This window comes from Modestobacter sp. SYSU DS0511 (assembly GCF_054050755.1).
Window position 1 is genome coordinate 1 of record NZ_JBJGZY010000050.1, and the last position, 26817, is coordinate 26817.

The 26817-nt window shown below is 72.4% G+C and carries 28 protein-coding genes; 17 read left to right on the plus strand and 11 right to left on the minus strand.

Translation table 11 applies throughout. The annotated features are described in order from the left end of the window. Window positions 1–141 precede the first annotated feature (141 nt). Both ACI783_RS18015 and ACI783_RS18020 read right to left on the minus strand, forming a co-directional pair. A complete protein-coding gene (locus tag ACI783_RS18015; protein WP_457141721.1) occupies window positions 142–2223 on the minus strand; it encodes an ArnT family glycosyltransferase in 2082 nt (693 codons plus the stop codon). Further along, a complete protein-coding gene (locus ACI783_RS18020; protein ID WP_457141722.1) occupies window positions 2220–3545 on the minus strand; it encodes a glycosyltransferase in 1326 nt (441 codons plus the stop codon). Before ACI783_RS18020 ends, ACI783_RS18015 begins: the two co-directional genes overlap by 4 nt. A gap of 128 nt (window positions 3546–3673) precedes the next feature. Here ACI783_RS18020 and ACI783_RS18025 point away from each other — a divergent pair, with 128 nt between their 5' ends. After that, the gene (locus ACI783_RS18025; RefSeq protein ID WP_457141723.1) at window positions 3674–4612 is read left to right on the plus strand and encodes an NADP-dependent oxidoreductase; all 939 of its coding nucleotides are present in this window, start codon (window positions 3674–3676) and stop codon (window positions 4610–4612) included. A gap of 106 nt (window positions 4613–4718) precedes the next feature. After that, window positions 4719–5657: a DUF808 domain-containing protein gene (locus tag ACI783_RS18030; RefSeq protein ID WP_457141724.1), complete on the plus strand. Its 939-nt coding sequence runs from the start codon at window positions 4719–4721 to the stop codon at window positions 5655–5657. 3 nt (window positions 5658–5660) lie between these two features. On the opposite strand, the gene ACI783_RS18035 is transcribed toward ACI783_RS18030, so the two are convergent. Together ACI783_RS18035 and ACI783_RS18040 are read right to left on the minus strand one after the other, a co-directional pair. After that, window positions 5661–6356: a DNA alkylation repair protein gene (locus tag ACI783_RS18035; protein WP_457141725.1), complete on the minus strand. Its 696-nt coding sequence runs from the start codon at window positions 6354–6356 to the stop codon at window positions 5661–5663. Between the two features lie 9 nt (window positions 6357–6365). Then, complete coding sequence (locus ACI783_RS18040) at window positions 6366–6764, minus strand: hypothetical protein (protein WP_457141726.1); 399 nt, start codon at window positions 6762–6764, stop codon at window positions 6366–6368. Window positions 6765–6914: 150 nt separating this feature from the next. Here ACI783_RS18040 and ACI783_RS18045 point away from each other — a divergent pair, with 150 nt between their 5' ends. The 4 genes from ACI783_RS18045 (at window position 6915) to ACI783_RS18060 (ending at window position 11238) form a co-directional block, all read left to right on the plus strand. Then, window positions 6915–7301 (plus strand): hypothetical protein, encoded by a 387-nt coding sequence (locus ACI783_RS18045; protein WP_457141727.1) that lies wholly within the window; start codon window positions 6915–6917, stop codon window positions 7299–7301. A gap of 202 nt (window positions 7302–7503) precedes the next feature. Further along, the gene (locus ACI783_RS18050) at window positions 7504–8163 is read left to right on the plus strand and encodes an ATPase, T2SS/T4P/T4SS family (protein WP_457141728.1); all 660 of its coding nucleotides are present in this window, start codon (window positions 7504–7506) and stop codon (window positions 8161–8163) included. A gap of 12 nt (window positions 8164–8175) precedes the next feature. Next, window positions 8176–9615, plus strand: a complete 1440-nt coding sequence (locus tag ACI783_RS18055; protein ID WP_457141729.1) for a recombinase family protein — start codon at window positions 8176–8178, stop codon at window positions 9613–9615. Window positions 9616–10611: 996 nt separating this feature from the next. Further along, window positions 10612–11238: a hypothetical protein gene (locus ACI783_RS18060; protein ID WP_457141730.1), complete on the plus strand. Its 627-nt coding sequence runs from the start codon at window positions 10612–10614 to the stop codon at window positions 11236–11238. A gap of 234 nt (window positions 11239–11472) precedes the next feature. Here the strand turns inward: ACI783_RS18060 and ACI783_RS18065 are convergent, their stop codons facing one another. After that, entirely contained in the window at window positions 11473–11721 is a 249-nt protein-coding gene (locus ACI783_RS18065) for a hypothetical protein (RefSeq protein ID WP_457141731.1), read from the minus strand. A 60-nt stretch (window positions 11722–11781) separates the two neighbouring features. On the opposite strand from ACI783_RS18065, the gene ACI783_RS18070 reads away from it, so the two are divergent. After that, the gene (locus ACI783_RS18070; protein ID WP_457141732.1) at window positions 11782–12747 is read left to right on the plus strand and encodes a hypothetical protein; all 966 of its coding nucleotides are present in this window, start codon (window positions 11782–11784) and stop codon (window positions 12745–12747) included. A gap of 10 nt (window positions 12748–12757) precedes the next feature. On the opposite strand, the gene ACI783_RS18075 is transcribed toward ACI783_RS18070, so the two are convergent. The 4 genes from ACI783_RS18075 to ACI783_RS18090 all read right to left on the minus strand — a co-directional run bounded on the left by ACI783_RS18075 (window position 12758) and on the right by ACI783_RS18090 (window position 17568). Continuing rightward, complete coding sequence (locus tag ACI783_RS18075) at window positions 12758–14026, minus strand: DNA methyltransferase (protein WP_457141733.1); 1269 nt, start codon at window positions 14024–14026, stop codon at window positions 12758–12760. A 214-nt stretch (window positions 14027–14240) separates the two neighbouring features. Further along, complete coding sequence (locus ACI783_RS18080; protein ID WP_457141734.1) at window positions 14241–15134, minus strand: hypothetical protein; 894 nt, start codon at window positions 15132–15134, stop codon at window positions 14241–14243. Between the two features lie 619 nt (window positions 15135–15753). Then, complete coding sequence (locus ACI783_RS18085; RefSeq protein WP_457141735.1) at window positions 15754–16242, minus strand: hypothetical protein; 489 nt, start codon at window positions 16240–16242, stop codon at window positions 15754–15756. Between the two features lie 963 nt (window positions 16243–17205). Next, on the minus strand, window positions 17206–17568 hold the full coding sequence (locus ACI783_RS18090) for a hypothetical protein (protein WP_457141736.1): 363 nt from the start codon (window positions 17566–17568) through the stop codon (window positions 17206–17208). A 180-nt stretch (window positions 17569–17748) separates the two neighbouring features. Between ACI783_RS18090 and ACI783_RS18095 the strand changes: the two genes are divergently transcribed. The 6 genes from ACI783_RS18095 (at window position 17749) to ACI783_RS18120 (ending at window position 21397) form a co-directional block, all read left to right on the plus strand. Continuing rightward, on the plus strand, window positions 17749–18342 hold the full coding sequence (locus tag ACI783_RS18095) for a CpaF family protein (RefSeq protein WP_457141748.1): 594 nt from the start codon (window positions 17749–17751) through the stop codon (window positions 18340–18342). After that, window positions 18339–19202, plus strand: coding sequence for a type II secretion system F family protein (locus ACI783_RS18100; protein WP_457141737.1), 864 nt, complete (start codon window positions 18339–18341; stop codon window positions 19200–19202). The genes ACI783_RS18095 and ACI783_RS18100 overlap by 4 nt, the downstream gene beginning before the upstream one ends. A 148-nt stretch (window positions 19203–19350) precedes the next feature. Next, window positions 19351–20292, plus strand: coding sequence for a type II secretion system F family protein (locus ACI783_RS18105; RefSeq protein ID WP_457141738.1), 942 nt, complete (start codon window positions 19351–19353; stop codon window positions 20290–20292). Between the two features lie 28 nt (window positions 20293–20320). Next, on the plus strand, window positions 20321–20527 hold the full coding sequence (locus tag ACI783_RS18110; protein WP_457141739.1) for a hypothetical protein: 207 nt from the start codon (window positions 20321–20323) through the stop codon (window positions 20525–20527). Continuing rightward, complete coding sequence (locus tag ACI783_RS18115) at window positions 20496–20930, plus strand: TadE/TadG family type IV pilus assembly protein (protein WP_457141740.1); 435 nt, start codon at window positions 20496–20498, stop codon at window positions 20928–20930. Before ACI783_RS18110 ends, ACI783_RS18115 begins: the two co-directional genes overlap by 32 nt. Then, window positions 20927–21397 carry a hypothetical protein gene (locus ACI783_RS18120; RefSeq protein ID WP_457141741.1) on the plus strand — a complete coding sequence of 157 codons (471 nt, stop codon included), beginning with the start codon at window positions 20927–20929 and terminating at the stop codon, window positions 21395–21397. Before ACI783_RS18115 ends, ACI783_RS18120 begins: the two co-directional genes overlap by 4 nt. Before the next feature lie 270 nt (window positions 21398–21667). On the opposite strand, the gene ACI783_RS18125 is transcribed toward ACI783_RS18120, so the two are convergent. Beyond that, entirely contained in the window at window positions 21668–22003 is a 336-nt protein-coding gene (locus ACI783_RS18125) for a hypothetical protein (RefSeq protein ID WP_457141742.1), read from the minus strand. Window positions 22004–22149: 146 nt separating this feature from the next. Here ACI783_RS18125 and ACI783_RS18130 point away from each other — a divergent pair, with 146 nt between their 5' ends. Continuing rightward, window positions 22150–22278 carry a hypothetical protein gene (locus tag ACI783_RS18130; RefSeq protein WP_457141743.1) on the plus strand — a complete coding sequence of 43 codons (129 nt, stop codon included), beginning with the start codon at window positions 22150–22152 and terminating at the stop codon, window positions 22276–22278. A 158-nt stretch (window positions 22279–22436) separates the two neighbouring features. Further along, the gene (locus tag ACI783_RS18135; RefSeq protein ID WP_457141744.1) at window positions 22437–23390 is read left to right on the plus strand and encodes a helix-turn-helix domain-containing protein; all 954 of its coding nucleotides are present in this window, start codon (window positions 22437–22439) and stop codon (window positions 23388–23390) included. A 65-nt stretch (window positions 23391–23455) separates the two neighbouring features. On the opposite strand, the gene ACI783_RS18140 is transcribed toward ACI783_RS18135, so the two are convergent. Beyond that, window positions 23456–24511 carry a carbon-nitrogen hydrolase family protein gene (locus ACI783_RS18140; RefSeq protein ID WP_457141745.1) on the minus strand — a complete coding sequence of 352 codons (1056 nt, stop codon included), beginning with the start codon at window positions 24509–24511 and terminating at the stop codon, window positions 23456–23458. A 209-nt stretch (window positions 24512–24720) separates the two neighbouring features. Between ACI783_RS18140 and ACI783_RS18145 the strand changes: the two genes are divergently transcribed. Beyond that, window positions 24721–25536 (plus strand): alpha/beta hydrolase, encoded by an 816-nt coding sequence (locus ACI783_RS18145; protein ID WP_457141746.1) that lies wholly within the window; start codon window positions 24721–24723, stop codon window positions 25534–25536. Window positions 25537–25733: 197 nt separating this feature from the next. Further along, window positions 25734–26817: DUF3152 domain-containing protein (locus ACI783_RS18150; RefSeq protein ID WP_457141747.1), on the plus strand; the 1084-nt coding region annotated here is incomplete at its 3' end.

Sequence of the window (26817 nt, forward strand, 5' to 3'; positions counted from 1 at the left end):
CCCCCCCCCCCCCCCCCCCCCCCCCCCCCCCCCCCCCCCCCCCCCCCCCCCCCCCCCCCCCCCCCCCCCCCCCCCCCCCCCCCCCCCCCCCCCCCCCCCCCCCCCCCCCCCCCCCCCCCCCCCCCACTGCCGGCGGGGAGGTCAGCCGGTGGCGCCGCTGAGGTCGTACAGCGTCACGCCGTCGACGGTCTGCGCGGGGAAGGTCTCCTCGACCCAGGCGGCGATCTCCGCCGACGCGCTGCTGCCGCCGTCGCTGGCCATCCCCATCCCGCCGCCGATGAACCAGTGCACCTGGCCGGCGGCGACGTACTGCTGGAACTCCGCCAGCGTCGGGGAGGGGTCACTGCCGTTGAAGCCGCCGATCGCCATCACCGGCTCACCGGTGGCCAGCTGGTATCCCGCGGCGTTGTTCGAGCCGACGGCGGCGGCCACCCAGGTGTAGGAGTCGGCCTGCTCCTCGAGCGCGGTGACCACCTCCTCGCTGGGGTCGGTGGCGCCGAGCAGCCCGCCCATGCCACCGCCGGCCCCGCCGCCCCGGGCGCCGGTCGTGCCGGTCTGGCCGGGGGGCTGTCCCGGCGCCTGGCCGGTCGGCGGCTGCCCGCCGAAGCCGCCCTGCCCGCCGAAACCCCCCTGCCCGCCGGGCACCGTGCCGCCGGGTCCGCCCTGCCCGGCCGGCCCGGCGCCCGTCGCGCCGCCCGGGCCACCGCCGCGGCCGCCACCGAAGCCCGCGCCGGCCACCGTGGGCCCGGCCGAGGGGATCGACCCGGTGTGCGCCGTCCCGGCGGTCTGCACCGCGTAGGCGGCCGGGCCGCCGAGCGCCGCCAGGATGCCCACGGCCAGCACCGCCGCCACCATCACCCGGCCGATCCGGTGGGCGACCAGCAGCCCGAGCGCAGCGAGCACTCCGGCGACCAGCACGACCCACCGCAGCCACGGCAGGAAGTCCGCGGAGCGGCCGAGCAGGACGAACGACCACGGCGCCGTGCCCAGCAGGGTCAGGCCGAGCACGATCCGCGCCCACCAGCTGCCGTGCCGCTGCCACAGCAGCCCGCCGCCGATGCCGACCAGCGCCGCGATCGCCGGTGCCAGGGCCACCGTGTAGTAGGCGTGGAAGATGCCGGCCATCAGGCTGAAGGTGAGCCCGGTGACCAGCAGCCAGCTGCCCCAGGTCAGCAGCGCCGCGCGGCGCAGGTCGGTGCGCGGCGACCTGCCGACGGCGACCAGCCCGGCGATCAGCAGCACCAGGGCGGCGGGCAGCAGCCAGGCGACCTGACCGCCGATCTCGCTGCTGACCAGCCGGCCCAGCCCGGTCTCACCCCAGCCGCCACCGCCGCCGACGCTGCCGGTCTCGTTGCCGGTCAGCCGGCCCAGGCCGTTGTAGCCCCAGATCAGCTCCCACACCGAGTCGGTCTGCGAGCCGCCGATGTAGGGCCGCATCGACGCCGGCACCAGCTCGACGACCGCGACCCACCAGCCGCCGCTGACCACCAGCGCCAGGCCGGTGAGCAGCACGTCGACCACCCGGCGGCGCAGCGTCGTCGGCGCCAGGACCAGGTACACCAGCGCGAAGCCGGGCACGACCAGCATCGCCTGCAGCGTCTTGGTCAGGAACGCGAACCCGATCAGCACGCCGACGGCGACCAGCCACCGCCGGCTGGCCGTCTCCAGCGCCCGGGTCAGCGCGTAGGCCGCCAGGGTCAGCAGCAGCACCAGCAGCGCATCGGGGTTGTCGAAGCGGAACATCAGCACCGCGACCGGCGTCAGCGCCATCGCAGCGCCGGCCAGCAGCCCGGCGCCGGGGCCGACGACGCGGCGCACCGCCAGGTACACCACCCCGACGGTGGCCACGCCCATCAGCGCCTGCGGCACCAGCAGCGACCACGAGTTCAGCCCGAACAGCCGCACCGACAGCGCCATCACCCACAGCGACGCCGGTGGCTTGTCCACGGTGATCGCGTTCGCGGCGTCGGAGGAGCCGTAGAAGAACGCCGTCCAGCTCTCCGAGCCGGCCTGCACGGCCGCGGCGTAGAAGGCGTTGGCCCAGCCCGAGGCGGCCAGGTCCCACAGGTACAGCAGACCGGTGGCGGCGAGCAGGGCGAGCAGCGCCGGGCGCACCCAGGCCGGGTCGGCGGCAGGACCGCGCAGTGCCGAACGGGCCCGGGACGGGCGGGCAGGGGCGGCCGGCGCGGGGGACGCGGCCGGCGGCAGGACGGTGGTGGTCATCGGGAGGTCTCCAGCGCGGGGGAGGCGGGTTCGGGGTCGGTGGTGCGGGTCTCGGACCGGGACCCCGTGCGGCTCGCGGCCCGGTCCGCGCGGAACACCCAGCCGCGCAGCAGCAGGAAGCGCAGCAGCGTGGCGAGCGCGTTGGCGCCGACCAGCAGCAGCAGCAGCTCCGTGCCGCGCGACGGCGTCGGGGTGACCGCGTGCAGGACGGCGAGGGTGCCGCTGGTCAGGGCCAGGCCGAGACCGAAGACCACGAGCCCCTGCAGGTGGGCGCGGCCGGCGCCGGGGGCGCCGCGGATCCCGAAGGTGAGCCGCCGGTTGGCCGCGGTGTTCGCCACCGCGGTCAGCAGCAGGGCGACCAGGTTGGCCAGCTGGGCGGCGACCACCCCGCGGAGCAGCACGAACAGCACCAGGTAGGCCAGCGTGGACAGCACACCGATGGTGGCGAAGCGCAGCAGCTGGCCGAGCAGGCCGGCCGGCACCCCCGGCACGGGGTCGGCCAGCGGACCGGGCAGCGGGCCGCGGCCCAGCTGGGCGCGCAGCTCGGCGACCGGCAGCCGGCCGGTCGCCAGTGCGCGCAGCATCCGCACGATGCCGGCCAGGTCCGCCTTCGCCGTCGCCACGATGTCGACCCGGCTGTCCGGGTCGTCGACCCAGTCGACCGGCACCTCGTGGATCCGCAGTCCGCTGCGCTCGGCGAGCACCAGCAGCTCGGTGTCGAAGAACCAGCCGGTGTCCTCGACCAGCGGCAGCAGCCGGGCGGCGACGTCGGCCCGGATCGCCTTGAACCCGCACTGCGCGTCGGAGAGCCGGGTGGCCAGGGCGCCGCGCAGCAGCAGGTTGTAGCCGCGGGAGATCACCTCCCGCTTGGCGCCGCGCACCACCCGCGACGACGGCGCCAGCCGGGTGCCGATGGCGAGGTCGGAGTGGCCGCTGATGAGCGGGGCGACCAGCGGCAGCAGCGCGGCGAGGTCGGTGGAGAGGTCGACGTCCATGTAGACCAGCACCGGGGCGTCCGAGCGCAGCCACGCGGCGCGCAGTGCCCGACCGCGGCCGGCCTCGGGCAGCTCCAGCACCTCGATGCCGGGCAGTTCGGCGGCCACGGCGCGGGCGACCTCCACCGTGCGGTCGGTGCTGGCGTTCTCCGCCACGGTGATCCGGAACGGGTAGGGCAGCTGGGTGGACAGGTGGGCGTGCAGCCGGCGCAGGCACGGGCCGAGGTCGGTCTCCTCGTCGTGCACCGGGACGACGACGTCCACGACGGGCGGCGGGCTCACGACGGCGCGGGCGGGTGCGTCGCCCGCCAGGGGGAGCGGTGGCATGCGGCAACCGTCGGGCCCGCCGCTGGAGCTGCGCCCAGGCCGGCCTGCGCGCCGGCTGTGAGTCGCGTGGTTTCCGCCACGTGGTCGTCCGGTGTGCCCGGCACGAGGGGTGGGGTAGGCCGGAGGGCATGAGAGCAGTCGGAGTGACGGAGTTCGGTGGGCCCGAGGCCCTGCAGCTGGTCGACGTCCCGCAGGAGCCGTTGGGCCCCGGGCAGGTGCGGGTGCGGGTGACCGCGGCGACGGTCAACCCGACCGACACCGCGCTGCGCAGCGGCTGGTACGTCGAGCGCGACCAGGTCAAGGAGTTCCCGTACGTCCCGGGGATGGACCTCGCCGGGGTGCTCGCCGAGATCGGCGAGGGCGTGGAGACCGACCTGCAGGTGGGGGACCGGGTGATGGGGATCGTGGTGCCCAGCGGGCAGCACGGCGCCTACCGGGAGGACATCGTGCTGCCGGCGCGGTCGATCGCCCGGGTGCCGGCCGGCGCCAGCGACGCGGCCGCCTCGACCCTGCCGATGAACGGGCTCACCGCCCGGCAGGCGCTCGACGCGATGGCGCTGCAGCCGGGGCAGGTGCTGGCGGTCACCGGCGCGGCCGGGGCGTTCGGCGGGTACGTGATCCAGCTGGCCAAGGCCGAGGGGCTCACCGTCGTCGCCGACGCCAAGGAGGCCGACGAGGAGCTGGTCCGAGAGCTCGGGGCCGACGTCGTCGTCCGGCGCGGGGACGACGTCGCCGACCGGATCCGCGAGCAGTTCCCCGACGGCGTCGACGGGCTGGCCGACGGCGCGGTGCAGAACGAGGCCGTGCTGCCCGCGGTCAAGGACGGCGGCCAGGTGACCACGGTCCGCGGCTACGCCGGCAACGGCGAGCGCGACCTGCACGTGACGCCGGTGTTCGTCGGCCAGTACGCCGAGGAGCAGGAGAAGCTCGACGGGCTGCGCGAGGCGGTGGAGAAGGGCGTGCTGACCCTGCGGGTGGCGGGGACCTTCCCGGCCGCCGACGCCGCCGAGGCGCACCGCCGGCTCGAGGCCGGCGGGGTGCGCGGACGGCTGGTCATCACCTTCTGACCGCTGCACCGGTCCCCGCTCGCGCGCGGCGCGCGAGCGGGGATCGGCGCGACACCGCAAGATGTCGGGGTCAGCACGCTCCGCTGACCGACCGGAAGGACTTGTGGTGGCGGGTGGACTGGTAGCGCTCCTGGACGACGTGTCGGTGCTGGCGCGCGCCGCAGCGGCCTCGATCGACGACGTCGGCATGGCGGCCGGGCGGGCGAGCGCCAAGGCGGCGGGCGTGGTGGTCGACGACGCCGCCGTCACCCCGCAGTACGTGCGCGGCCTGGCGGCCGAGCGGGAGCTGCCGATCGTGCGGCGCATCGCGCTGGGGTCGCTGCGCAACAAGCTGCTCATCCTGCTGCCGGCGGTGCTGCTGCTCAGCCAGTTCCTGCCCTGGCTGCTCACCCCGATCCTCATGATCGGCGGCTGCTACCTCGCCTACGAGGGCGCGGAGAAGCTGTGGGCCAAGGTCGCGGGCCACCACGACGACCACACCACGGACGAGGGGGCGCTCCCCGACGAGGACACCATCGTCTCCGGCGCCGTGCGCACCGACTTCATCCTGTCCGCCGAAATCATGGTGATCTCGCTGAACGAGGTGATCGACCAGGGGTTCGTGGCCCGGGCGGTCATCCTGGCGATCGTCGCGGTCGCGATCACCGTGGCCGTGTACGGGTTCGTCGGGCTGCTGGTGAAGATGGACGACGTCGGCCTGCGGCTGGCCCAGCAGCGGCGGGCGGGCGTGGCCCGGTTCGGGCGCGGGCTGGTGGCGGCCATGCCGAAGGTGCTCGCGCTGCTCACCGTGGTCGGCACCGCGGCGATGCTCTGGGTGGGCGGGCACATCCTGCTCGTGGGCAGCGACGAGCTGGGGCTGCACGCCGTCTACGGGGTGGTGCACCACCTGGAGGAGGCGGCGGCCGACGCCACCGGCGCGCTCGGCTCGGTGGTGGGCTGGCTGGTCAACACCCTCGCCAGCGCGCTGATCGGGCTCGTCGTCGGCGCGCTGATCGTGCTGGTCATGAACCTCACGGTGCACCGCCGCAAGGGCGCCGCGCACTGAGCCTCAGTTCGGCAGGTGCTTGGCCGCCTCCCGGCGGGAGAGCGGGCTGAGCTCGTCGCCGTGCTCGGCGAGGAACTGCCGGACCCAGGCCGGGTCGGTCTTCGCGAGGTCGCGCAGCGCCCAGCCGATCGCCTTGCGGACGAAGAACTCCGGGTCGGCGACGTTGACCTCGATCACCTCGGCCAGCAGCGCGGTGTCGGTGCGCTCCCTGGCGCCCAGCTGGGCGGTGATCGCGCTGCGGCGCAGCCAGCGGTCGGGGTCGCGGGCCCAGTCGCGCAGCACCGGCCGCAGCTGTCCGGGGAAGGCGAGCAGCAGGTCGCGCACCCGGGGCTGGACGCCGTCGACCAGGTCCCACCAGGCGCCGGTGGTGATCATCTCCCGGTACAGCGGCAGTAGTTCGACCGCCGTCCGGGCGGCCGGGAGCCCGGTGAGCGCGATGGCGGCGTGCCGTTCCTCCCGGTTGCCGGCGTCGCGCCAGAGCAGCTCCGCCGCCGCGCCGATGTCGGCGGCGGAGCGGGGTGGGTGCGCGGCGGCGGCGTCCCGGACGATCCGGCGAACCTCGGGCAGCCGCACCCCGAGGCAGGGCTCGGTGGTCTTGAGGTAGGCCTGCAGGGCGCGGCCCCGCTCCGGGTCGCCGGCCGCGGCCAGCGCACCCCGGACGTCCCCGACGAGCGCGGGCACCTGCCCGCCGGCGGTCACGGGGGCTGACTACCGGCGCCGGGCGGCCATCGGCAGCCAGACGGCGAGGCCCAGCAGCAGCATCGCCAGCGGCACGTGCAGCGGGAGGCTGCCGTCGCCGGCCCGGCCGAGGAAGTACTCGACGACCAGCAGCGCGAACAGCAGCGCCGTCCCGATGAGCAGGTCGCGGCGGTGCCGCAGCCAGAGCGCGGCGGCGACGGTGGCGATCGCGGCCAGGGTCAGGGTGATCTCGGCGCCGCGCTGGTGCAGCGTGTACCAGGTGCTGCCGTCGGCGTCGGGGCGCAGGAACAACCCGGCCCACAGGCCCTGCAGCAGCACACCGAGCGAGGTCAGCCCGATCAGGGCGCTCCAGATCGGGTGCGGCCGTTCGCGGGTGGTCGGGGCGGTGCGGGGGTCGGCGGCGGTCATGCCCCGATCCTGCCGGAGCCTCCCGACCGGTCCTGGGACGACCGGCCTCCCTCCGACGGGTGATCGGTCGTTCGCCATCCGGTTGTGCACGGTCGGGCAGGGCATCGAGCGGTCCTGGCCGCTGGGGCCGGACCGACACCGGAAGGCATCATGCGCACTCCCTCGCTCCGCACCGCCCTCGTCCTCGCCGCCGCCACCCTCGCGCTGACCGCCTGCGGATCCACCGCTGCGCCGGCCGACGACCAGCTGGCGCGCAACCAGGCTGCGGCCGAGCTCGCCGCCGCGCAGCGGGCCGCACTCACCCCGCTGGCGACCCGGGTCGAGCTGCTGACCCGGGCCGAGCAGCGGGCGCAGCTGGCCGGGGACGGCGCGACCGCCCGCGAGGTGCAGGCGCAGCTCGCCGCCTACCGCGAGCTGGCCTCGGCCGTCGACGGCGCGGACGACCCCGAGGAGGTCCGGATCGTGGTCGACCGGGCCGGCCTGTCGCTCACCGTTGCCGGCGCCCCGACCGTCGACGGCGTCGTCCTGGCCGGCTGACCAGGCAGTCCACGCCTCGGCGGTGAACTCGCTACGGCGGCTGTAGCCAGCTGCCAGGTGGCTCTGGCCGGCCGGTCGCCTGAACGGGTGAAGTGCCGGGTGAACCGGTCACGCTTCGTCCACAGGGGCTCCCCGCCGGAACGCGATCTCCCCTTACAGTCGCTGCACTCTGCAGGCATCTGGGCTGTTCGACGGGGGGATCGTGCCGGTACTGGGCTCGGCGGTCGACGTCGTCGACGGCGAGGTGCGCGAGCTGATCCGCCGGCGCGGGCTCGACCCGTTCGCCGACCCGGCGCCGGTGCGGGTGCTGGTGCGCGACGTCGTCGCCGACTACTCGGAGCGGTCGCTGTCCTCCGCGCTGCCGGCGATCGGTGACCCGGAGACCGTCGTCCGGGACGTGCTGGACCGGGTGGCCGGGTACGGGCCGCTGCAGCGGTTCCTCGACGACCCGGAGGTCGAGGAGATCTGGGTCAACGAGCCCGGGCGGGTGTTCGTCGCGCGGCGGGGCCGGTCGGAGCTGACGACGACGGTGCTGCGCGCCGGGGAGCTGGCCGACCTGGTCGAGCGGATGATGCGCACCTCGGGTCGGCGGATCGACATGTCGACGCCGTTCGTCGACGCGATGCTGCCCGACGGGTCGCGCCTGCACGTGGTGATCCCGGATGTGACCCGGCGGCACATGGCGGTGAACATCCGGAAGTTCGTGCTGCAGGCGCACAGCCTCGACGAGCTGGTCGCGCTGGGCACGATCACCACCCAGGCAGCGCGGTTCCTGGAGGCGGCGGTCGCGGCCGGGCTGAACATCCTCGTCGCCGGTGGCACGCAGGCGGGGAAGACGACGCTCGTCAACTGTACGAACTGACATACTTGGGGGGTGACCGCCACCCTCAACGCTGCGCCCCGGCCCGGCCCTCCCCTCGCCGACGTGCTTCGCGCCGCCGTCTACTGCCGCATCAGTGACGACCGCCGGGGTCTCGGCCTTGGGGTCGAGCGTCAGCGCCAGGACTGCCACGAGCTCGCTCGTCGGCACGGGTGGGAGGTCGTCGGCACCTACATCGACAACGACGTCAGCGCCTACTCCGGCAAGCCCCGCCCCCAGTACGCCCGGCTCATGGAGGCCGTGCAGGCGGGCGAGGTCGACGTCGTCCTGGCGTGGGACCCCGATCGTCTACACCGCGCCCCGGTCGACCTGGAGAGCTTCATTGTCGCGGTGGAGCGGGCCGGGGTCGACGTGGTCACCGTGCAGGCAGGGGAGTGGGATCTGTCCACGGCGAACGGCAGGCTGACGGCGCGCCTGCTCGGCAGCATCGCGCGTCACGAGTCCGAACATAAGTCAGAGAGGGTGCGTCGAGCCTTGGAGCAGAACGCTACGGCCGGACGTCCTCACGGGCGCCGCGCCTATGGCTGGCAGCGCCAGCACGTCCCCGACGGTCGCGTGCGTGAGGTCGTGGTTCCCGAGGAGGCTGCCGTCGTTCGGCGGATCGCGGACGCCTTGCTGGCCGGGGAGTCACTGCGATCGGTGACGTCCGCGCTGAACGCTGAGAGCGTCCCCTCGCCCACCGGCAAGCCATGGGGCAAGAACATGGTCCGCGCCCTGGTCCTCCGCGAGCGCAACGCCGGCCTGCGCGTTCATCGCGGCGAGGTTGTCGGCGACGGAATGTGGGACGCCATTCTCGACCGTGGGCGGTGGGAGCAGCTGCGGGCGGTTCTGTCCGACCCGGGTCGGAAGACGACCACGGGCACGGCCGCCGCCCATCTGCTGTCCGGTATCGCACGCTGTGGCGTCTGTGGTGCCACGCTCCGCGTCGCCCAGAACCGAGGCGTCCCGTCGTACCGATGCTCCAGCGCCGGATGCGTGATCCGTCGCAAGGTCGATCTGGATGACCTGGTCGTGCGTGTGGTCACGGCGCGACTGGCGCGGCCGGATGCCGTGGGCCTCTTCGCCACGGACGACCGCGTCGAGCGCGCCGCTGCCCTGGCGGACGCCGAGCAACTCCGGGGCCGCCTCGATCACGCTGCCGATCAGTACGCCGAGGGTGTCATCGACGGCCGGCAGCTAGAGCGGATCACCGCCAAGCTGCGCCCCATGCTCGTGGAGGCTGAGCGACGGGCCCGTGTGGTGGACCCTGCACCCCTCCTGGACGGACTGGTCGGGGCCAAGGACGTCGCCGAGGCGTGGGGAGCACTTCCGCTGACCCGCCGTCGCGCCATCGTGGACACGCTACTGACCATCACCGTCCATCGGACGCGCCAGGGCGCTCGAACGTTCGATCCCGAGGCGGTGGCGATCCGCTGGAAGGGGGCGAACGGCTGAGCCGGCGGTCGCTCCGAGCCGGCGCTGCTGTGAGCACGGCCACACGGCTGGCCGCTGCGGTCTGTAGTGGTGCGACTACGATTAAGCAGTAGCAGCCGCCGGGTGTTCCCGGGGCTGCACCGCATCAACTCGCTAGGCGCCTCTGGACGCCCCAGTAGGGACTGGGGCGGAGTCAGGTCGGCCGGGAACCGAGCCCATCAAGCGCCGAACGACAGCCGGGTGAATCCCCCACCTGGCAGGTCGAGCGTGACCCGTAGGCATCCGATGTCTGCCGGTCGGTCGCTCCCTGCTGGGAAGGACGGGCCGGTGGGCTCCCGAATCCCACCGAGGATCACGTGCACAACCGGTCCACCCAAATCCGTAGTCGACTCGCCACCCACGTCCGCTACCACGCCGACGACACACAGGTGGCCGACCAGCTCCGCCGGGATTACCGCGCCGCTCGGCTTGAGGAGTACATCGATCGCACGCTGGCTGCTGCCCCACCGCTGACCGACGAGCAGCGCCGGCGGTTGGCGCTGCTCCTTCAGCCCCCACCCGCGTCGGGCCCGGACAGCTCGGGCGGTGCTGCCGCGTGAGGGCAAGTGAAAGGCCGGCCCCCGCCACAGGAACCGGCCGATCTGAGAGTCAGACCGCAGCCACGCCGTCGACTCTCACGGCCGAGTCTAGGGGCCGGGAGAAACTTGCCGCCCCCGTGGCGAACGGGCCACTGTCCGCGGCCCTTCGGGACTACGGCATCGCGGTAGCGAACTCGAACGCCGAACCCGACTGGCGGTCGTGTGCCGACAGCGCAATCGGCCACCTTGCCGCGGTGGGCCGACCGTTCTCCGCCGACGACGTGGCGGCCCTTATCCCGGCGCCGGATCACCCGTGCCGCTGGGGAGCTCGCTTCCACTCAGCCGTACGGGCCGGGATCGTGGTCCCGGTCGGTTACACCCTCTCCGGCCGTCCGTCGCGGCGTCGGGGCGTTCAGCGGCTGTACGTCGGGACTGAACGATGACCTGGACCAAGCTCGGTGAGGAGTTCTCCGACGCCGCCCGCGACTTGTCCGATGCCGCATACCGGACGTATGTGGACGCGCTGTGTTGGTCCAACCGGCGACAGCTCGACCTGCTGATCCCGAAACGGGACCTACGTCGCTTCGGGGAAACCGACGACCCGGCGACGGCGGTCAAGGAACTGGTGCACGCCGAGTGGTGGGAGGACCGCGGCGACGCCTGGTACATCGGCCTGCGGTTCGCCGATTGGCAGGAACCGTCCGTCGTGGTGACGGCGCGCCGGGAGCGGTCGGCGCTGACGACTCGTCGCAGCCGCCTGCACCACGCCGATGACCACTCGCTATGCCTGCCTCGGAACTGCGCCGCTGCTCGGGCCGGTGACGGGTCACGTGACACGTCACAGCAGACGTCACATCAGAGGTCACCCGGTACGGAGCGGTACGGAGCGGAACGGAAGGAGGCAGTTACGGGAACGGAAATGATGTTGGAGGAGGACGGCTGGCCGCTGACCCGGCGACCGGGCTCAGGACCCCCATGCCGGCTGTGCGATACCCCCGTCGATCCTGCCGTGGGACTGGATGTCCATCCGGGCTGCGAGGAGGAGTTCTTGGAGCCTGGTCAGTGATCACCGTGGAGACGCCCGTGGGGGCGGCCTCGGCGCCATGGGTGCGTCGCGCACGCGCGCGAAGCGTGAGTCCCGAAACTCCCGGAACTTCGGGGCCTCTCCCGCGCCCGCGCGTAGGGGTAGCGCGAAATGCGCGAAACTCCGGTCGCCGCGAGTCGCTCATCAGCGGCTACGGGGGCCGGACCGGGGGCGGCCCGTATTACGTGTGGCGTCCGAGCGGTGGTCGTTCTTCCACTAGGCGTGCCGCCGGACCTTCACCGCCGAGAACAGCAGTAGCCCGACGACCAGCGGCACGAGAACCGCGGACGGCACGACGCCGAGCAGGAGCCGCCGGTCACCGACCCGGCTACCCGACCCGACGGCCATCGCCACGAACTGGCCGTTGTCCCGCAGGCACATCGTCATCCGGCCGGGCGCAGCGTCCGCGATCGTGGTCCAGCGCCTAGGTGCAGCCCGGTAGTCGCCGAGCCCAAGAGTGGGCACTCCCTCGCCACCATCTAATGTCGCTGCGCTTACTGATACGGACAGCGACGGGGGACAGCGATGTCGACGGCTCGGGACCCGAGGATCTCGGAGATCTTCTACTACTTCGAGAAGCACACGAGCATCGAGACGGGCCGCACGGTCGGTCGCAAGATCGGCGTGATGCAGGAGATCATCCTGCTGAAGTACCTGCAGGCTTCTCCGCTGACGTCGCGTGGCTTGTACCTGGAGCGGATGCTCACAGGTGCGAGCGGCACCGGTCACAAGGTGGAGTTCGCCTGGTATGCCCGTGAGCCACAGGGTTTCCTTCGGGCGGGGGATCCCCTGCCGGGAGTCCCCTCCGCGACGGTGGTCAAGGTTGAGGAGCCCCTCGGGCGTGTCACGGTCCGCTACGGAGACACGAGGGCCGGCATCGCAATCGGTGGGCCGCCGCCAGCCAACTCAAGGCTCCGGCAGGATCTGGCTGCAGAAGGTCTGGACCTGCGAGTCCAGTCCATCTCCGGCGACGTGTGCGAGATCGACCTCATCGATCACAACAACCTCTTGGCGGCCTTGGAGAGCAAGCGTGTCGGCGCTCAGCGGTTCAAGGGCTCCGACAAACTCGGTTCGGGGATCCAGACCATCGAGAAGGCGAAGCAGGCGTCCCTCGTGGCGATTGACCTAAGTCGCCGCTACAACGCGGGCTACGCCGGCGCCGGGGAGGGCCAGCGTCAATTCATAAGCCTAGTGGCGCTCGGGAACGGGATCCATTGGACCGAAAAGGACCGGCAAATCTTCCGCGAGTACGTCGATTCCACGTGGACGGTGACCGACGAGGCGATCATTCGCTACTTCGAGTACGTGGACACACTCCGCACGGAAGGCTCCGACCAAATCACCTTCTTCAGCAACTACTTCGCGGGCATGACGAAGTTCGCTGGCGATGGGTTCGAGGTCGGGGATGCAGACTTCGTCCCAATCGCCGAGGAGGACGGCACGTTGGCGGATGTCATTTCGAGCCACCTTGCCCGGGTTAACCCACTTTGAGACCGGACGATCAAGCTGCACGCAGAAAAAGAATCCCGTCGCGCTTTTCAGCGGCATCGCCGTGGTAGTCGGCCCGAGAACTGTAGGCGTACTTCCCGATCCCGTAGTGCGTTGTCCGGTACCAGATCTCGACGGGTTCGAACCCTCGCTCCTGTAGTCCGTCCCACACGTTGAGGTGCACAGGCTCAAGAACGCCGCGGATCGTTGCGTCGCCGATGACGATCGCCAGGATGGACCCTGGATGCATATGTCCGGCCGCGGTCTTCGCGGAAGCAAAGATCGACTCGTAGTAGCCGCTCTTTATCTGGTCGTTCGTTGCAGGCCACGACTTCTCTTCCAGTGCGGTGGCCGCAGCGAGGCTCGGGGCTTCCGTCCAGACAGCGGGCAGTTCTTCCGACCAGGCGAACTCAAGGTTGTATACCGGGAAGTAGTTGAACGAGTTCAAGTACGGCGGGTGCGCAACCACGAGGTCTGGGCTCGCGTCGTTCAGGAGCGCCGCGTAGCTCGATGCGTCCCGATTGTCGCCGAACATCGCCCGAGCGGGGATTGATTGCGGGCGTCGATTGTTGAGATCGACGAACCCATCGAGCATCTCGGCAGTCTTCTTGGCAAATGCAGGTATGACGTTGCGCGGCCGCTTGTTGGGGTTGAAGTGCGGCCGAATCTCGCCATCGAAGGCCCAGGAGACCCGCCGGACGATAGCGAGATATGCCACGGTCAGAAAGTCTCGGAGTGCTGGGTCCTCGACCCTCAGCACGGCCTCACGCAACCGGGCAAGATCCGCCTGAACCTCTGGAGAGAACCATTTGTCGAGCCACTTCGGAGGCTTTGATGGTCGCCACTTGGATTCCTCCGGGATGCTGGCCAGCACTGCCTCGAATCCCGTCCGAAGCGCGCTTAGATCCGGGTACGCGGTCTTAACGTTGGCCGCAAGGACGGCCAACGGATTGACGTCGAGTCCAAACGATCGCCGGCCAGCGATCTGGGCCTCCACGAGAGTCGTGCCGCTGCCGCAGTAGTAGTCAAGTACGCAACCCCCCTCGGGGGAAAAGCGCGTCACCATCTCTCGACCGACGATGGATGGAAACTTCCCGTAGTACCTGAAGAACTGATGTGTCCCGTAGGCCATTGCAGGGATGCTCTCCGGCACGTCGAGCGCCCTCACGGGGATGCCCTCAAGATCGCCTGCTGGCACCAGGCGCCAGGCGTCCTCGTTCGGCGTATCAAGCCCCAGGGACAACTGGTCGGACGGTGCGCTGGTGAGCCCTGTCGTGGGCACTTGGCCTCCTGCGGTCGGTGTCACCATCATGGTCGCAAGTGGGGGTGACAGTTCGAGGCAGGACAGGCCGAGCCGCAGGCGCCGGCCGTGTCACAGTCGCGTTCGGTTCCCGACCGGAGGCGGCGGTCCACACCCTTGGGAAGGTGCTGGTGAGCCTTGGGAAGGTGCTGGTGGGCCAGGTGGTGAGTGACCGGCGAACTACTAGAAGTCGGGGTCAGCGGTACTGCCGGGCCTGGGCCTTGAGCACACGTTCCCGCCACTCCTCCCCGAGCGGGACGACCTCCACCGTCACCTCCATGGAGCGCAGTGCCTCCGCGTACCAAGACCGCCCCAGAAACGGCCGGGCAGCCTCGTCGTCGCTGAGACACAGCACCTTGCGGTGCGCCACCTGGAGCTGGGACGCGACGTAGACGAGCTTGAACGCGTCCGCCAGCACCTTGTTCCGCTGCGCCGGCTTCGTAGGCCCCTGATGCGCCCACGCCTCCACCAGCACGGCCGGGTCGGAGCCGACCCCATCGACCTCCACGACAGACCCGTCCAACAGATGCAACCGCGTCGGCGAAAGTGCCACCCCGAGCCGCTCGCCCAACGCTGCCAGCATCACCGCCTCGGCTCCCCGCTGCTCCGACGAGTCCCCCGGCGGCACGGGCAGCGCCTCGGACTCCACAGCCGGCCTCTCTTGCGAGCTGCGGCGCACGGACGTGCTATCCGGCTGCAGGAGACCTCGCGTCGGCGAACGGTTCACCAGCATGGCACGGGCCTTCTCCCGCAGCGCCTCGCTCGGCAGTTCCGCCAGCAGGACCGGGTCCTCCGCTCCTGCCGCGATCATCGCCCGGCCGATCTGAGAAGCGTGCCGGGCGTCGTGCCCCGGTCGATAGTTGGACCGTCGTCCGACCTGCTCCCCACACCCGCACCGGCAGCTGGCAACCAACGGCTGTTCGCGGAACGTCGCCGAACCAGCCTCTGTGACGTCGACACCGAGCGTGCCCTGCGGCTGCAGCTGGCCACGGGACGCGGACGGGTTCAGCATCGCCCGGGCCTGCGCCCGCAGCCCCTCGCTCGGCAGCTCGGCCAGCAGGCCGGGGTCTTCCGCCCCCGCCTCGACCATGGCCCGGCCGACCTGACCAACGTGCCGACCGTCGTGCCCTGGTCGGTACAGGGCTCCCCGTCCGACCTGCTCCCCACACCCACACCGGCAGCTGGCAACCAACGGCTGTTCGCGGAACGTCGCCGAACCAGCCTCTGTGACGTCGACACCGGCAAGGTCGTCTGCTGCGCGGGGACGCCTGAACCACCTGATGTGCCTAGTCTGCAGGTGAAGGTGCCATTTCGGGTTCGGCGCACGGCTCTTCGCTGGGGTCGCGGTTCAGGTGCCTCGGCTCGCCGGATCGCTCGCCTTCGAATCCAAGGCGGCGGCCACATATGTCGATCCGCACAGGTGTGGCTTGAGCTCGCCACGCATGGTGCGGCCGGGAGCCGAATCGATCTGACCTGCTACTCCCGTGCGCCCCCGCCGGCAGGCGGCACCAGGAACGGACCGGTGTCCACAGTTCGCCCGGCGGCGTCCCCCGGACTCCCGCTTTCTCCTGCAGCTACCGCGGCCAGCCGCTCGGCGCTGTCGGCGCTCGCACGGCGGGCCCGGCAAGCGCGCCGCTGTTGCTGCCGCACACGCGGCGAGGGCCGCGGCCGGAACACCGGCCACGGCCCTCACGGGGCGCGGGTTCAGATCAGAAGACGAGAACGTCCGGCAAGGGCTTCGGCTCGTACGGCTGTCCCGGGGGATCGTTCAGACAGTTGGATGTGACGTAGGTGAGGAGGGTCGGGAACGACAGCGGCGGCGCCCAGGACTCCAACTCAAAGACGTCACCGCCGCCGCCCAGAGGCCCGAAGGTCATGTGGCAGTCCAGCTGCTGCCAGATGGAGTCCGCGAGGTCGCCGTAGAGGCCGGCTACGCACCCTTGGATGGTGTGCCAGACCTCGACAGTTCCTCCTCCGCCGATGTAGCGGCCCGAGTCGGTCGGCACGATGTTGATGACGAAGCCGCGGTCGGTGCGCTGCACGTCGAGGTCATGGACGAGGTCGGTCTGCGTCGTGCATCCGGGGTGCATGTCGCCTGGCTCCTGCGCCTGGGCGGACTGCGATGCACCGAGAAGAAAGACGAAGACCATCACGAGGGGGAAGAGCGCCGCGAGCCAGCAGCGCCGAATACGGGTCATGGAAAGTGGCCTCTCAGGCGTCCTGACCGGCATGTCCGGTCTAGGACCCACCTGGAGCGCCTGGCCACTGGTCGCCGGACGCTGGGTCCAGGTGGGGTGCTGCCGACTCGCTCCGGGCTGGCCGGTGTCCCCTTGCGTCAGTCCGGCCGCAACTCCGGGCTGACGAGGACACGTGGTCGTCCGTAGCCCTGGAAGCGTGCCATGGGTCACAGCCGCACACGAAGGGCAGTTCGGGCGGAACGGGTCACTCTCGGTGGGTCCTCACGAGAGGCGACGGCGTGGCTACGCCGGACAGGTGAAGAGCCCCTTCGGGTTGCGGCCGAAAGGGCTCTTCTGAGCGGCGTAGGGCGTCGTACGCGGCGCCCCGGAGTTGTCGGCAGCACGGCCGCCTGAGCGGTTCCGGCTCATCCGTCGTGCCAATGACGGACGTGGCGGAGCCTAGACCCGCCACCTGGCGATCCGCATAGGGAGGTTCGCCGGCCCCCTGATGGAGCGAACGCCACGCCGAAACTTCGTGACTACGAAATCGACCTCAGTCACCGTCAGCAACGTTCGGGCCTGCCCTCGTCAGCCTGGCATGTTCCTGCTTGACCAGCGGAAAGGGCTCCCGAGGAGTCGACGTGTCCCGCCACCGCCGCCCGCGCCCGCTCTCGGAGTTCGCTGAGCGGGCTGTGCCCGATCACTTCCCCGGCGAAGTCGCCGTACCACTGGCCGTCTTGGTCCTCGCGCCAGGTTACCCACCCCTGGTCCCGGTCCAGGTCCAGCGCGGAGCATCAGTCGTGCACCGTCGGCCATCGGCTCCACGCCGAAGAACCGCCACCAGCGAGACGACCCGGCCTTGGGAGATCTCTGCGGCGCGGTCGACTCGCGACAGATGGGCGTCGTACTCCATGCGACGTCCTTCTGTGTCGCCGGGGGACCCCGCCCCGGCCGTCGGGCGGCCGGGGCGCGGGCCACCTGTTCCTACTTCGGGCCGAACCGGCCCAGTCGGCGCAGGCGCTCCCGTCCGGCGTCGGTGATCCAGCGACCGTCGCCCTTGGTCGCGAGCAAGGGCGGGATCATCGAGTAGTACCCCGCCGTCCCGCGGGGGTCCATGCCCGCCATCTTCGCGATCTGGCGCGCCTCCTCGCGGCTGACGCCCCGGTGCTCGCGGTCGTTGACGGACGCGAACTCGTTGAGGACTACGTACATGCTCTCGGGGCTGCCCTTGACGGGCACCTCCCCGCTCGACGAGTCGGCGGCCGCCTCCTCCGGCACGTCGAGTTCCTCATCAGCGATGAGCGCCTCGTCGACGGCGTCCGCGAAGGCTCTGGCCGCACGGGACATTGCGTGCAGCATCACTCTATCCATAGCCCCTCATCTCCTCGTTGGCATCGGCATGATGACCAAGAGAAGCATACATGATGGCGTCATCTTGTCCCCTTCTTTGGCTCTTCTCTCAGGTCGTAGCAGGCAGTCACTGTCACCACTGACAGTGACTCATGTCTATGTGAACAAATCACGCTGCTGAACTGCCTGTGCGCGGCGATCCCGGCGCGGGAGCGAGTGGTCACCTGCGAGGAGGTCTTCGAGCTGCGCATCCCGCTGCCCGACGTGGTGGCGATGCAGACCCGGCAGGCCAACCTCGAGGGCGCCGGCGAGATCCCGCTGCGCCGGCTGGTGAAGGAGGCGCTGCGGATGCGCCCCTCCCGGCTGGTGGTCGGCGAGGTGCGCCAGGAGGAGTGCCTGGACCTGCTCATCGCGCTCAACTCCGGGCTGCCGGGCATGTGCACGCTGCACGCCAACAGCGCCCGCGAGGCCGTGGTGAAGATGTGCACGCTGCCGCTGCTGGCCGGGGAGAACATCGGCCACGCGTTCGTCGTCCCCACCGTCGCCTCCAGCGTCGACCTGGTGGTGCACGTCGGCACCGACCCGTCCGGTCAGCGGCGGGTGCGGGAGATCGTGGCGCTGCCGGGCCGGGCGGAGGGCAGCGTGGTCGAGACCGCCGACGTCTTCACCTCCCGCGACGGGCGGCTGGTGCGCGCCGACGGCTACCCGCCGCACGCCGAGCGGTTCGCCGCCGCCGGGTTCGACCTGGCGGCGCTGCTGGGGGAGGCGTGACCGTCCCCGGTGGGCTGCTCGGGCTGGCCCTCGGCGTCGGCCTGCTGCTGATCTGGCGTTCGGGGCCGCGGGCGCCGCAACGTCGGCCGGATCGTCGGGGCCCGGGACGGCGACAGCAGCTGCTGGCCGCCGCTGGGCTCACCGGCATCAACGGCGCGCAGCTGGTGGCGCTGCAGGTCGGGCTCGGCCTGGTGACGGCGGTGCTGGTGCTGCTGACGACGGCGACGGTGAGCATCAGCGCCGTCTTCGGCGTCTTCGGCGCTGCCGTCCCGCACCTGCTGGTGCGCCGGCTGGCCGCCAAGCGCCGCGCCGACCTGCGCGAGGTGTGGCCCGAGGTGGTCGACAACCTGGCCTCGGCGGTGCGGGCGGGCCTGTCGCTGCCCGAGGCGCTGGGTGCTCTCGCCGTCCGCGGGCCGGAGGTGCTGCGCCCGCACTTCGCCCGGTTCGCCGCCGACCACCGGTCGTCCGGGCGGCTCAACGACGCGCTCGACCGGCTCAAGGACGACCTCGCCGACCCGGTGGGCGACCGGATCGTGGAGACGCTGCGGGTGGCCCGCGAGGTCGGCGGCAGCGACCTGGGCCGGGTGCTGCGCACGCTCGCCTCCTTCCTGCGCGAGGACGCCCGCGCCCGCGCCGAGCTGGAGACCCGGCAGGGCTGGGTCGTGCAGGCCGCGCGGCTGGCGGTCGCCGCCCCGTGGGCCGTGCTGCTGCTGCTCGCCACCCAGCAGCAGACGTTGACCGCCTACGACACCCCGACCGGCCTGGTGCTGCTGCTGGCCGGCGGCGCGGTGTGCGTCGTGGCGTACCGGCTGATGAAGCGGATCGGGCGGCTGCCCGAGGACGTCCGGGTGCTGCAGTGAGTGAGCATCGCAGCGAGCAGCCGAGCCGACAGCGAGTGAGCATCGCAGCGAGCGCCAGCGAGCGAGGAGCGGAGCGAGCGCGGAGGCGAGCCGGCGCAGGGCGAGCGAGGAGCGGAGCGAACGGGCCGCGGAGCGGCGAGGTGTCGTCGTGACCGCCGGGGTCCTGGGCATGCTGCTGGGACTGAGCCTGGCCTGCGGGGTGCTGCTCACGGTGTCGTTCTCCCCGCCGTTCCGGCAGGTGCGGCTGGTCGACCGGCTCGCGCCCTACGTGCACGACACCCCCGCGCCGTCCCGGCTGCTGGGCACCGCGACCCAACCCGGCGTGCTCACCGCCGCCCGGCGGGTCTTCGCCCCGGTGCTCGCCGACGGCGCCCGGCACGTCGACCGGCTGCTCGGTGGCCGGGTCGCCGTCCGCCGCCGGCTCGACGCGCTGGGCGCGGAGACCACGGTCGAGGACTTCCGGGTCGAACAGGTCGTCTGGGGCGGCCTCGGCCTGCTCGGCGGCGCGCTGCTGACCCTGGTCGGCGCGGCGCTGACCGGATCGGTCAACGTGCTGTCGGCGGTGCTGCTGTGCGTGGCCGGTCTGGCCGGTGGCGTGCTGGGCCGGGACTGGTGGCTGACCCAGCAGGTGCAGCGCCGCGAGGAGCTGCTGCTGGCCGAGTTCCCGGTGGTGGCCGAGCTGCTGGCGCTGGCGGTGACCGCGGGGGAGAGCCCGGTGGCGGCGATCGCCCGGGTCACCCGGCTCTCCGGCGGGGAGCTGGCCCGTGAGCTGGGCGGTGCGCTGGGCCGGGCCCGGGCGGGGACGCCGCTGGTCGAGGCGCTGCAGGAGCTCGCCGACCGCACCTCGCTGGAGGCGCTCGCCCGGTTCGTCGACGGCGTCGTCGTCGCCATCGAGCGCGGCACCCCGCTGGCCGAGGTGCTGCGCGCACAAGCCGCCGACGTCCGGGAGGCCGGCAAGCGCCGGCTGCTGGAGGCCGGTGGCCGCAAGGAGATCGCCATGATGGTGCCGGTCGTCTTTCTGGTGCTGCCGGTCACCGTCCTGTTCGCCCTGTACCCGGGCCTGATCAGCATCGTCTCGCTGGCGCAGTGACGCCGGTGACCGAGAGGAAGGACGACGGATGCGCGCCTACGCGTACCTGACCGCCACACTCGCCGCCCTGGTGGCACGGCTGGACGACGGGGAGCCCGAGCGGGGCGACGTCCCCGGCTGGGTGATGATCACCGTGATGACCGCGGCGCTGGTGCTGGCGATCCTGATCCCGTTCCGGGAGGCGATCGTGACCGCGGTGAGCAATGCGCTGTCCTCGGTCACGACCGTCCAGTGAGCCGCTGACCCCGGTCGACGACGGCGAGCGGGGGAGCGCGGTCGTCGACTTCGTGCTGGTCGGGGTGCTGATCCTGGCGCTGCTGCTGGCGGTGCTGCAGGTGGCGGTCTACGTGCACCTGCGCAACGTGGTGGTGGCGAGCGCCCAGGAGGGTGCCCGGTACGCGGCGAACGCGGACGTGCCGGCCGAGGTCGGTGCGGGGCGGGCGGTCGAGGTGATCGCGCGGGCGACGTCGGAGGGGACGGCGTCCGGGCTGGTGTGCTCGTCGGTGGAGGAGACCGACGAGACGGGGCTGACGCTGGTCGTGGTGCGCTGCACCGGCGCGGTGCCGTCGCTGATCGGTGGGCTGGGTGACCTGTTGCCGTTGTCGGTGACCGGGCGTGCGGTGGAGGAGGCCCGGTGAGGTGGCTGCGGGCCCGGCTCGGCCAGGGCGGGGACGGTGAGCGCGGGTCGGCGATCGTGGAGTTCGTGTTCGTGGCGCTGGTGGTGTTCCTGCCGCTGGTCTACGTGATCGCCGGGTTCTCGGCGGTGCAGCGCGGGGTGTTCGCGGCCAACGCGGCGGCGCGGGAGGCCGGGCGTGCATTGGCCACGGCGCCGGACCTGGCCACCGGACAGGTCCGGGCGGAGGCCGCGGTCGCGGTCGCGGTGGCCGACCAGTCGGTGGCGGCGACCGACGTGGTGCTGGCCTACGCCCCGCCCGGCGAGGGCTGCGGAGCGGCGGGTGACTACACGCCGGCGCTGGTGCCCGGGGAGGAGTTCAGCCTGTGCGTGACGGTGACCGTGCGGGTGCCGCTGCTGCCGGAGTTCATCGACGCCAACACCGCGACCGGCCAGTTCGTCGTCGAGCGCGACCGCTACGTCGACGGCTGACCGCTCGCCGGTGTGCACTCGTCGTCGGTCCGCTCGGGTCGGACCGACGACGAATGCCCAACGGCGGCAACGCAGCGGAGGCTCAACCGGCGATGCGGGTGCGGCTGCCCTACGACGTCGTCGCCGGCTACTCCGAGCGGTCGCTGCCCGCCTTACCGCTCGGCTTGCACTTCCGCGAGCAGTACTTGCGAGCGGCGGAGACCCCCGGCCCAAGCGGCTCGCCGCCCACCGCGCAAAGCTTCGTCCGGTAGCGCGTTCGGTGAGGGGCTGTCAGTCGCGCCACGGGAAGACCCGCACCCGCTCCAGCTCCTCGCGCCACCGCTGCCTGGCGGTGGGGTCGGCGGGGTCGACCGGCTGCCCCGCCAGGCTCCCCGGCAGACCGGTGTCCCTCAAGACGACCAGCACAGACAGGTCTGGCTCACCTCTGTCATGACACTGCCGCGCGATGCTGTTGAGCACGGGCGCCACGCCGCGGGCTACGGCGCCGATGGCTACGGCCACTTCGCCATAGCTGGGCAGCCGGTCCTCCGGCCGGTCGAGGGTGGTCAGCAGGAAGGCGCGGGCTGCCGCGACGTCGTGGGGCCGGCGGCTGAACCGGATGGTCATGGCAGCACCGTGCCACGACAGCGGGACGGACGCCGGCCAGCAGACCGGGATCACGGGGTGAGCCGGGCTAGTACCTGGGCGGGGCCGACGGGGCGGGGCTTAGCCCCGCCCGGCTCTGGCCGCGCGGCAGCTACACGCCGGCGCTGGTGCCCGGGCAGGAGTTCAGCCTGTGCGTGACGGTGACCGTGCGGGTGCCGCTGCTGCCGGAGTTCATCGACGCCAACACCGCCACCGGCCAGTTCGCCGTCGAACGCGACCGCTACGTCGACGGCTGACCGGGCAGCGGGGCACGGACGCCGCCCGTCGCACCGATCGGCGATTTCCTGCCCGAGATCGGCCGGTGCACGGCAACTGCGCGGCAACACTGCGCCGCTAGCGTCCGAGACGGACGGCGGCCCAGCACGTGCCGTCAGTTGGGCGGGAGGTCAGCTGGATGAGCGGAGCCGGGAAGCGAGCCGCGTTCGACGCGCAACGCGTCGCGCCCGCGGTCCGGATCCGGCTGTGGGAGCAGGCGACCGCCCGCTTCCTGGTGCCGATGCGCATCTCCGCGGCCGGCAGTTCGATCCTCGGCGTCATCTCCGCCCGGGAGGTCGACCAGGTCAGCATCTGCCGGATGTCGGCGACCCCGCACGCGGCGGTCCGCGACGGCGGGCTGGCCGACGGCGCAGGCGCCGACCACTACAAGGTGGCCGTCGGGCTGCACGGACGGTCGGTGGTCAGCCAGCACGGGCGACGGGTCGCGCTGGGGCCGGGGGACATGACCGTCTACGACACCTCCGAGCCCTACAGCGTCAGTGGCGACGTCCGGTTCGGCCTGCTCGTCGCCCGCATCCCGCGGGACGCGCTCGGCCTCAGCCGGGACCGGGTGGCCGCCGTGGCAGCCACCGCCCTGCCTGGTGCGGCAGCCGGGGCGGTCGGCCGCGGGTTGATCCACGCCGCCACCAGCAAACGGGCGGACGGCGGACTCGAGCCGCTGCTCGACGCGCTCGAGCGGCTGGTCCGGTCGGCGCCACCGGTCCGGCTGCCGGCGCACCGGGACCGCGCAGCCCTGCTCACCGCGGCGAAGGAGCTCATCGGCCGGCGGATCGCCGATCCGGACCTCGCGCCCGGCCACGTGGCCGCGGTCCTCGGGGTCTCCCGGCGCTACCTCTACGAGCTCTTCGCCGCGGAGACCGGGCCGGTGGCCGAGTACGTCCGCACCGTCCGGCTGGAGCGTGCCCGCGAGCTGCTGGTTGCTGCGACGGCCGACGAGGTGCCGGTCGCGGAGGTGGCCCTCGCGTGCGGGTTCGCCGACCCGGCGCACTTCAGCCGGGTGTTCCGGCAGGCGTACGGGCTCTCGCCGCGCCAGTACCGGCTGAGCCAGGGGAGCGGTCGGGCTGGGCGGTGACCTGCGGGGGCCCTGCGGCCCGGGGGACGGGGGACCACCCGGGCCGCAGGGGGTCGGTGGGTCGCTCAGCCCCGGGGGACCGTGCTGAGCACGGCGCCGGCGGTGAGCGCCTCGGGGTCGGCGAGTGGCCGGTCCTCAGGGCTCAGCACCGTCTCGATCGCCGAGACCCGCTGGGTGGTCAGCGGCTCCTGCGGCGTGCGGTCGACGCCGAAGCTGAAGACGTCCGGGCGGGCGTAGTGGCCGGCGCCGTCGGCGAAGAACTTGGCGAAGGCGATCACGCCCAGGTCCAGCTCGGCGTAGACGATCGCCTCCTCGTCCCGGTGCGGCTCGGTCAGCCAGCGCCCGTCCGGTCCCATGAACCCGGTGAGCCCACCGCCCACGGTGGGGGCGTCGGGGCCCTCCGGGACGCCGAGACGCTCGACGATCTCCTCGCTGATCCGGCCCTGCACCACGATCACGTAGGTCTGGGCGCAGATCGCGTGCGCGGCGGCCAGCGTGGTCGCGTAGTGGTCGAAGTTGCCGGCGTTCGGGTCGGCGTGCGTCGCGTTGATCGCCGGCCATGCCGCGACGTGGATCTGCTCGCCGAGGGTGGCCAGCGCATACCTGTTGAGGTCCATGCTGTGCTCGAAGCAGATCAGCCCGCCGACCCGCGCGAAGCCGGCGTCGACGACGAACACGTCGCGGCCGTCCCCGCGGCCCCAGACGGTCCGCTCGGCATTGGTCGGGTGCAGCTTGCGGTGGCGCGCGACCAGCTCACCGGAGGGGGAGAAGTAGGCCTGGGTGTTGTAGAGCGTGCCGCCGTCCTTCTCGTTCAACCCCATGACCACCCAGGTGCCGGCCTCGCGGGCCGCTTCGCCGAGGGCCCGGGACGCCTCGCTCGGCAGCTCGACAGCGTTGGCGTACAGCTCGGCGAAGAACGGTGCGGCGTACTTCGTGGTGTGCGACCAGATCCAGTAGGGGTAACCGGGGAGGAACGTCTCGGGGAACGCGACCAGCTTCGCGCCTGCGCAGCCGGCCTCGCGGATGAACTCGCAGGCACGCTGCACGCCGGCCTCGAGGTCCAGGAACGGGGCCGCGGCGTGCACCGCCGCGACCTTCACGGTCGTTGAGCTGTTCGTCATGCCCCGACGCTAGGGACGGTGGTGCCCGGTCGCTTGGACATGCGTGCAGCCGGTCCGCCGGTCCGAGCTCCGCACCCGGAGGCGGTCGCCGGGTGCAGCCAGCGGCGTCGGGTCAGCCGGCGGGGACGATCCACCTGCTGTGCGGCGGCGGTCCTGCGGCGACCCGTCACATCCGCCGGCACCGGGCCACCCGTCCCTAGGCTGGGGCGGTGCGGCACCCGGTCCTGGTCACCGGCGGGGTCCTCCTCGCCGTGCCCCTGTTGCTGCTCGCACTGGCCTGGGGGTTCCAGCGGCGGCTGGTCCACCTGCCCGGTGGCGTGCCCGGTCCTGTCGCCACCGAGCTGCCTGGCGCCCGGGACGTCGTCCTGCACACCTCCGACGGGCTCGAGCTCGCCGCCTGGTACCTGCCCGCCGCCGACCCGGACGCCCCCGCGGTGCTCGTGGCCAACGGCAACGGCGGGCACCGCGGCCTGCGTGCGCCGCTCGCTGCCGCCCTCGGAGACGAGGGCCTCGCCGTCCTGCTGTTCGACTACCGGGGCTACGCCGGCAACGACGGCAGTCCGAGCGAGGACGGGCTGGCCCGCGACGTCCGGGCCGCCCGGTCGTTCCTGGTCGAGGAGGCCGGGGTGCCGCCCGACCGGGTCGTGTACTTCGGCGAGAGCCTCGGCGCCGCGGTGGTCACCGAACTGGCCACCGAGCACCCGCCCGCCGGGCTGCTGCTGCGGTCCCCGTTCGTCGATCTGGCCTCGGTCGCCGCCGTCCACTACCCGTTCCTGCCCGTGCGGCAGCTGCTGTGGGACCGGTATCCGGTGGCGGAGCAGGTCGCTCGGATCGACGTCCCCACCACGGTCGTGCTGGGCAGCGCGGACACCGTGGTGCCGCCCGAGCAGAGCCGCGCGGTGGCCGAGGCGGCTGCCCACCTGCGCGACCTGGTCGAGGTGCCCGGCGCCGACCACAACGACCGGGTGCTGCTGGACGGCGACCGGCTGGTCGCGGCCGTCGTCCAGCTCGCCGGCCAGGCCTGACCCGTCGTCGAACGCGACCGCTACGTCGACGGCTGACCGGGCCCCTCCGGCGGGGTCGCGCATCACCCGGTCGGCTCGCTACCGTGCGAACGGAAGCCCGGTGGGACCGATCCCGCACCCCGGCGCCCCGGCCGACACCCGCCGGGGACCGACGCGCAGGAGCGCGACCGCGTCGCCTGCGGGGAACGAGGTGGCAGATGAACCGGTACGCGACGACCGTCCTGGCCGCACTGATCGCGATCGCGACCGTGCTCGTGCCGGGCGCAGGCACCGCCCAGGCCGCAGAGCGGACGATCACCTACACCGTGTCCACCCGCGGCGCGGTCTCCGGCGATCTCGGGCACTTCACCGCCGTCGCGGCCGAGACGCTCGCCGACGACCGCGGCTGGAGCCTCGGCGGCACGCTCGCCTTCCAGCAGGTCCCCTCCGGCGCCGACTTCGACCTCGTCCTCGCGTCCCCCGCCGTGGTCGGGAACGCGTCGCCCGGCTGCAGCAGCACGTGGAGCTGCCGGGTCGGCCGGACGGTCTACATCAACGACGAGCGGTGGCGCCTGGGCACGAGCTCCTGGACGCTCGGGCTCCCGATGTACCAGCGGTACGTGATCCTGCACGAGGTCGGGCACTGGCTCGGCCTGGGGCACCGGGACTGCGCGGGCGGCGGCCAGCTGGCCCCGGTGATGCAGCAGCAGTCCATCTCGCTGCAGGGCTGCCTGGCCAACGTCTGGCCCCTCATCGCCGAACGGGAGCGGGCCGCCCGCAACCAGGGCGTGTCGGTGAACTGGTCGGCGATCGAGCAGGCGTACCGGTCGCTGGGCCAGGCCGGCGGTCTCCTCGGTCCCCCGGTGACCTGGGAGCAGTCGACCCCGGACGAGGTCGGCCGGTACCAGCACTACGCCGGCCGCGGCGGCGCCTCGATCTACTGGACCCCCGACACCGGTGCGCACGAGGTCTACGGCGACATCCGCCGACACTGGGCGAGCCTGGAGTGGGAGCGGGGGCCGCTGGGCTACCCGGTGACCGGCGAGCTCCCCACGCCCGACGGCATCGGCCGCTACAACCACTTCAACGGCAGCGGCGGCGCCTCCATCTACGGCACCCCCACCGGGACGCACGAGATCTACGGCGCGATCCGTGATCGCTGGGCGCAGCTGGCCTGGGAGCGGGGGCCGCTGGGCTACCCGGTGACCGGGACGCGGTCCACCCCGGACGGCGTGGGCCGGTACAACCACTTCGCCGGCAGCGACGGCTCCTCGATCTACTGGACTCCCGACACCGGTGCGC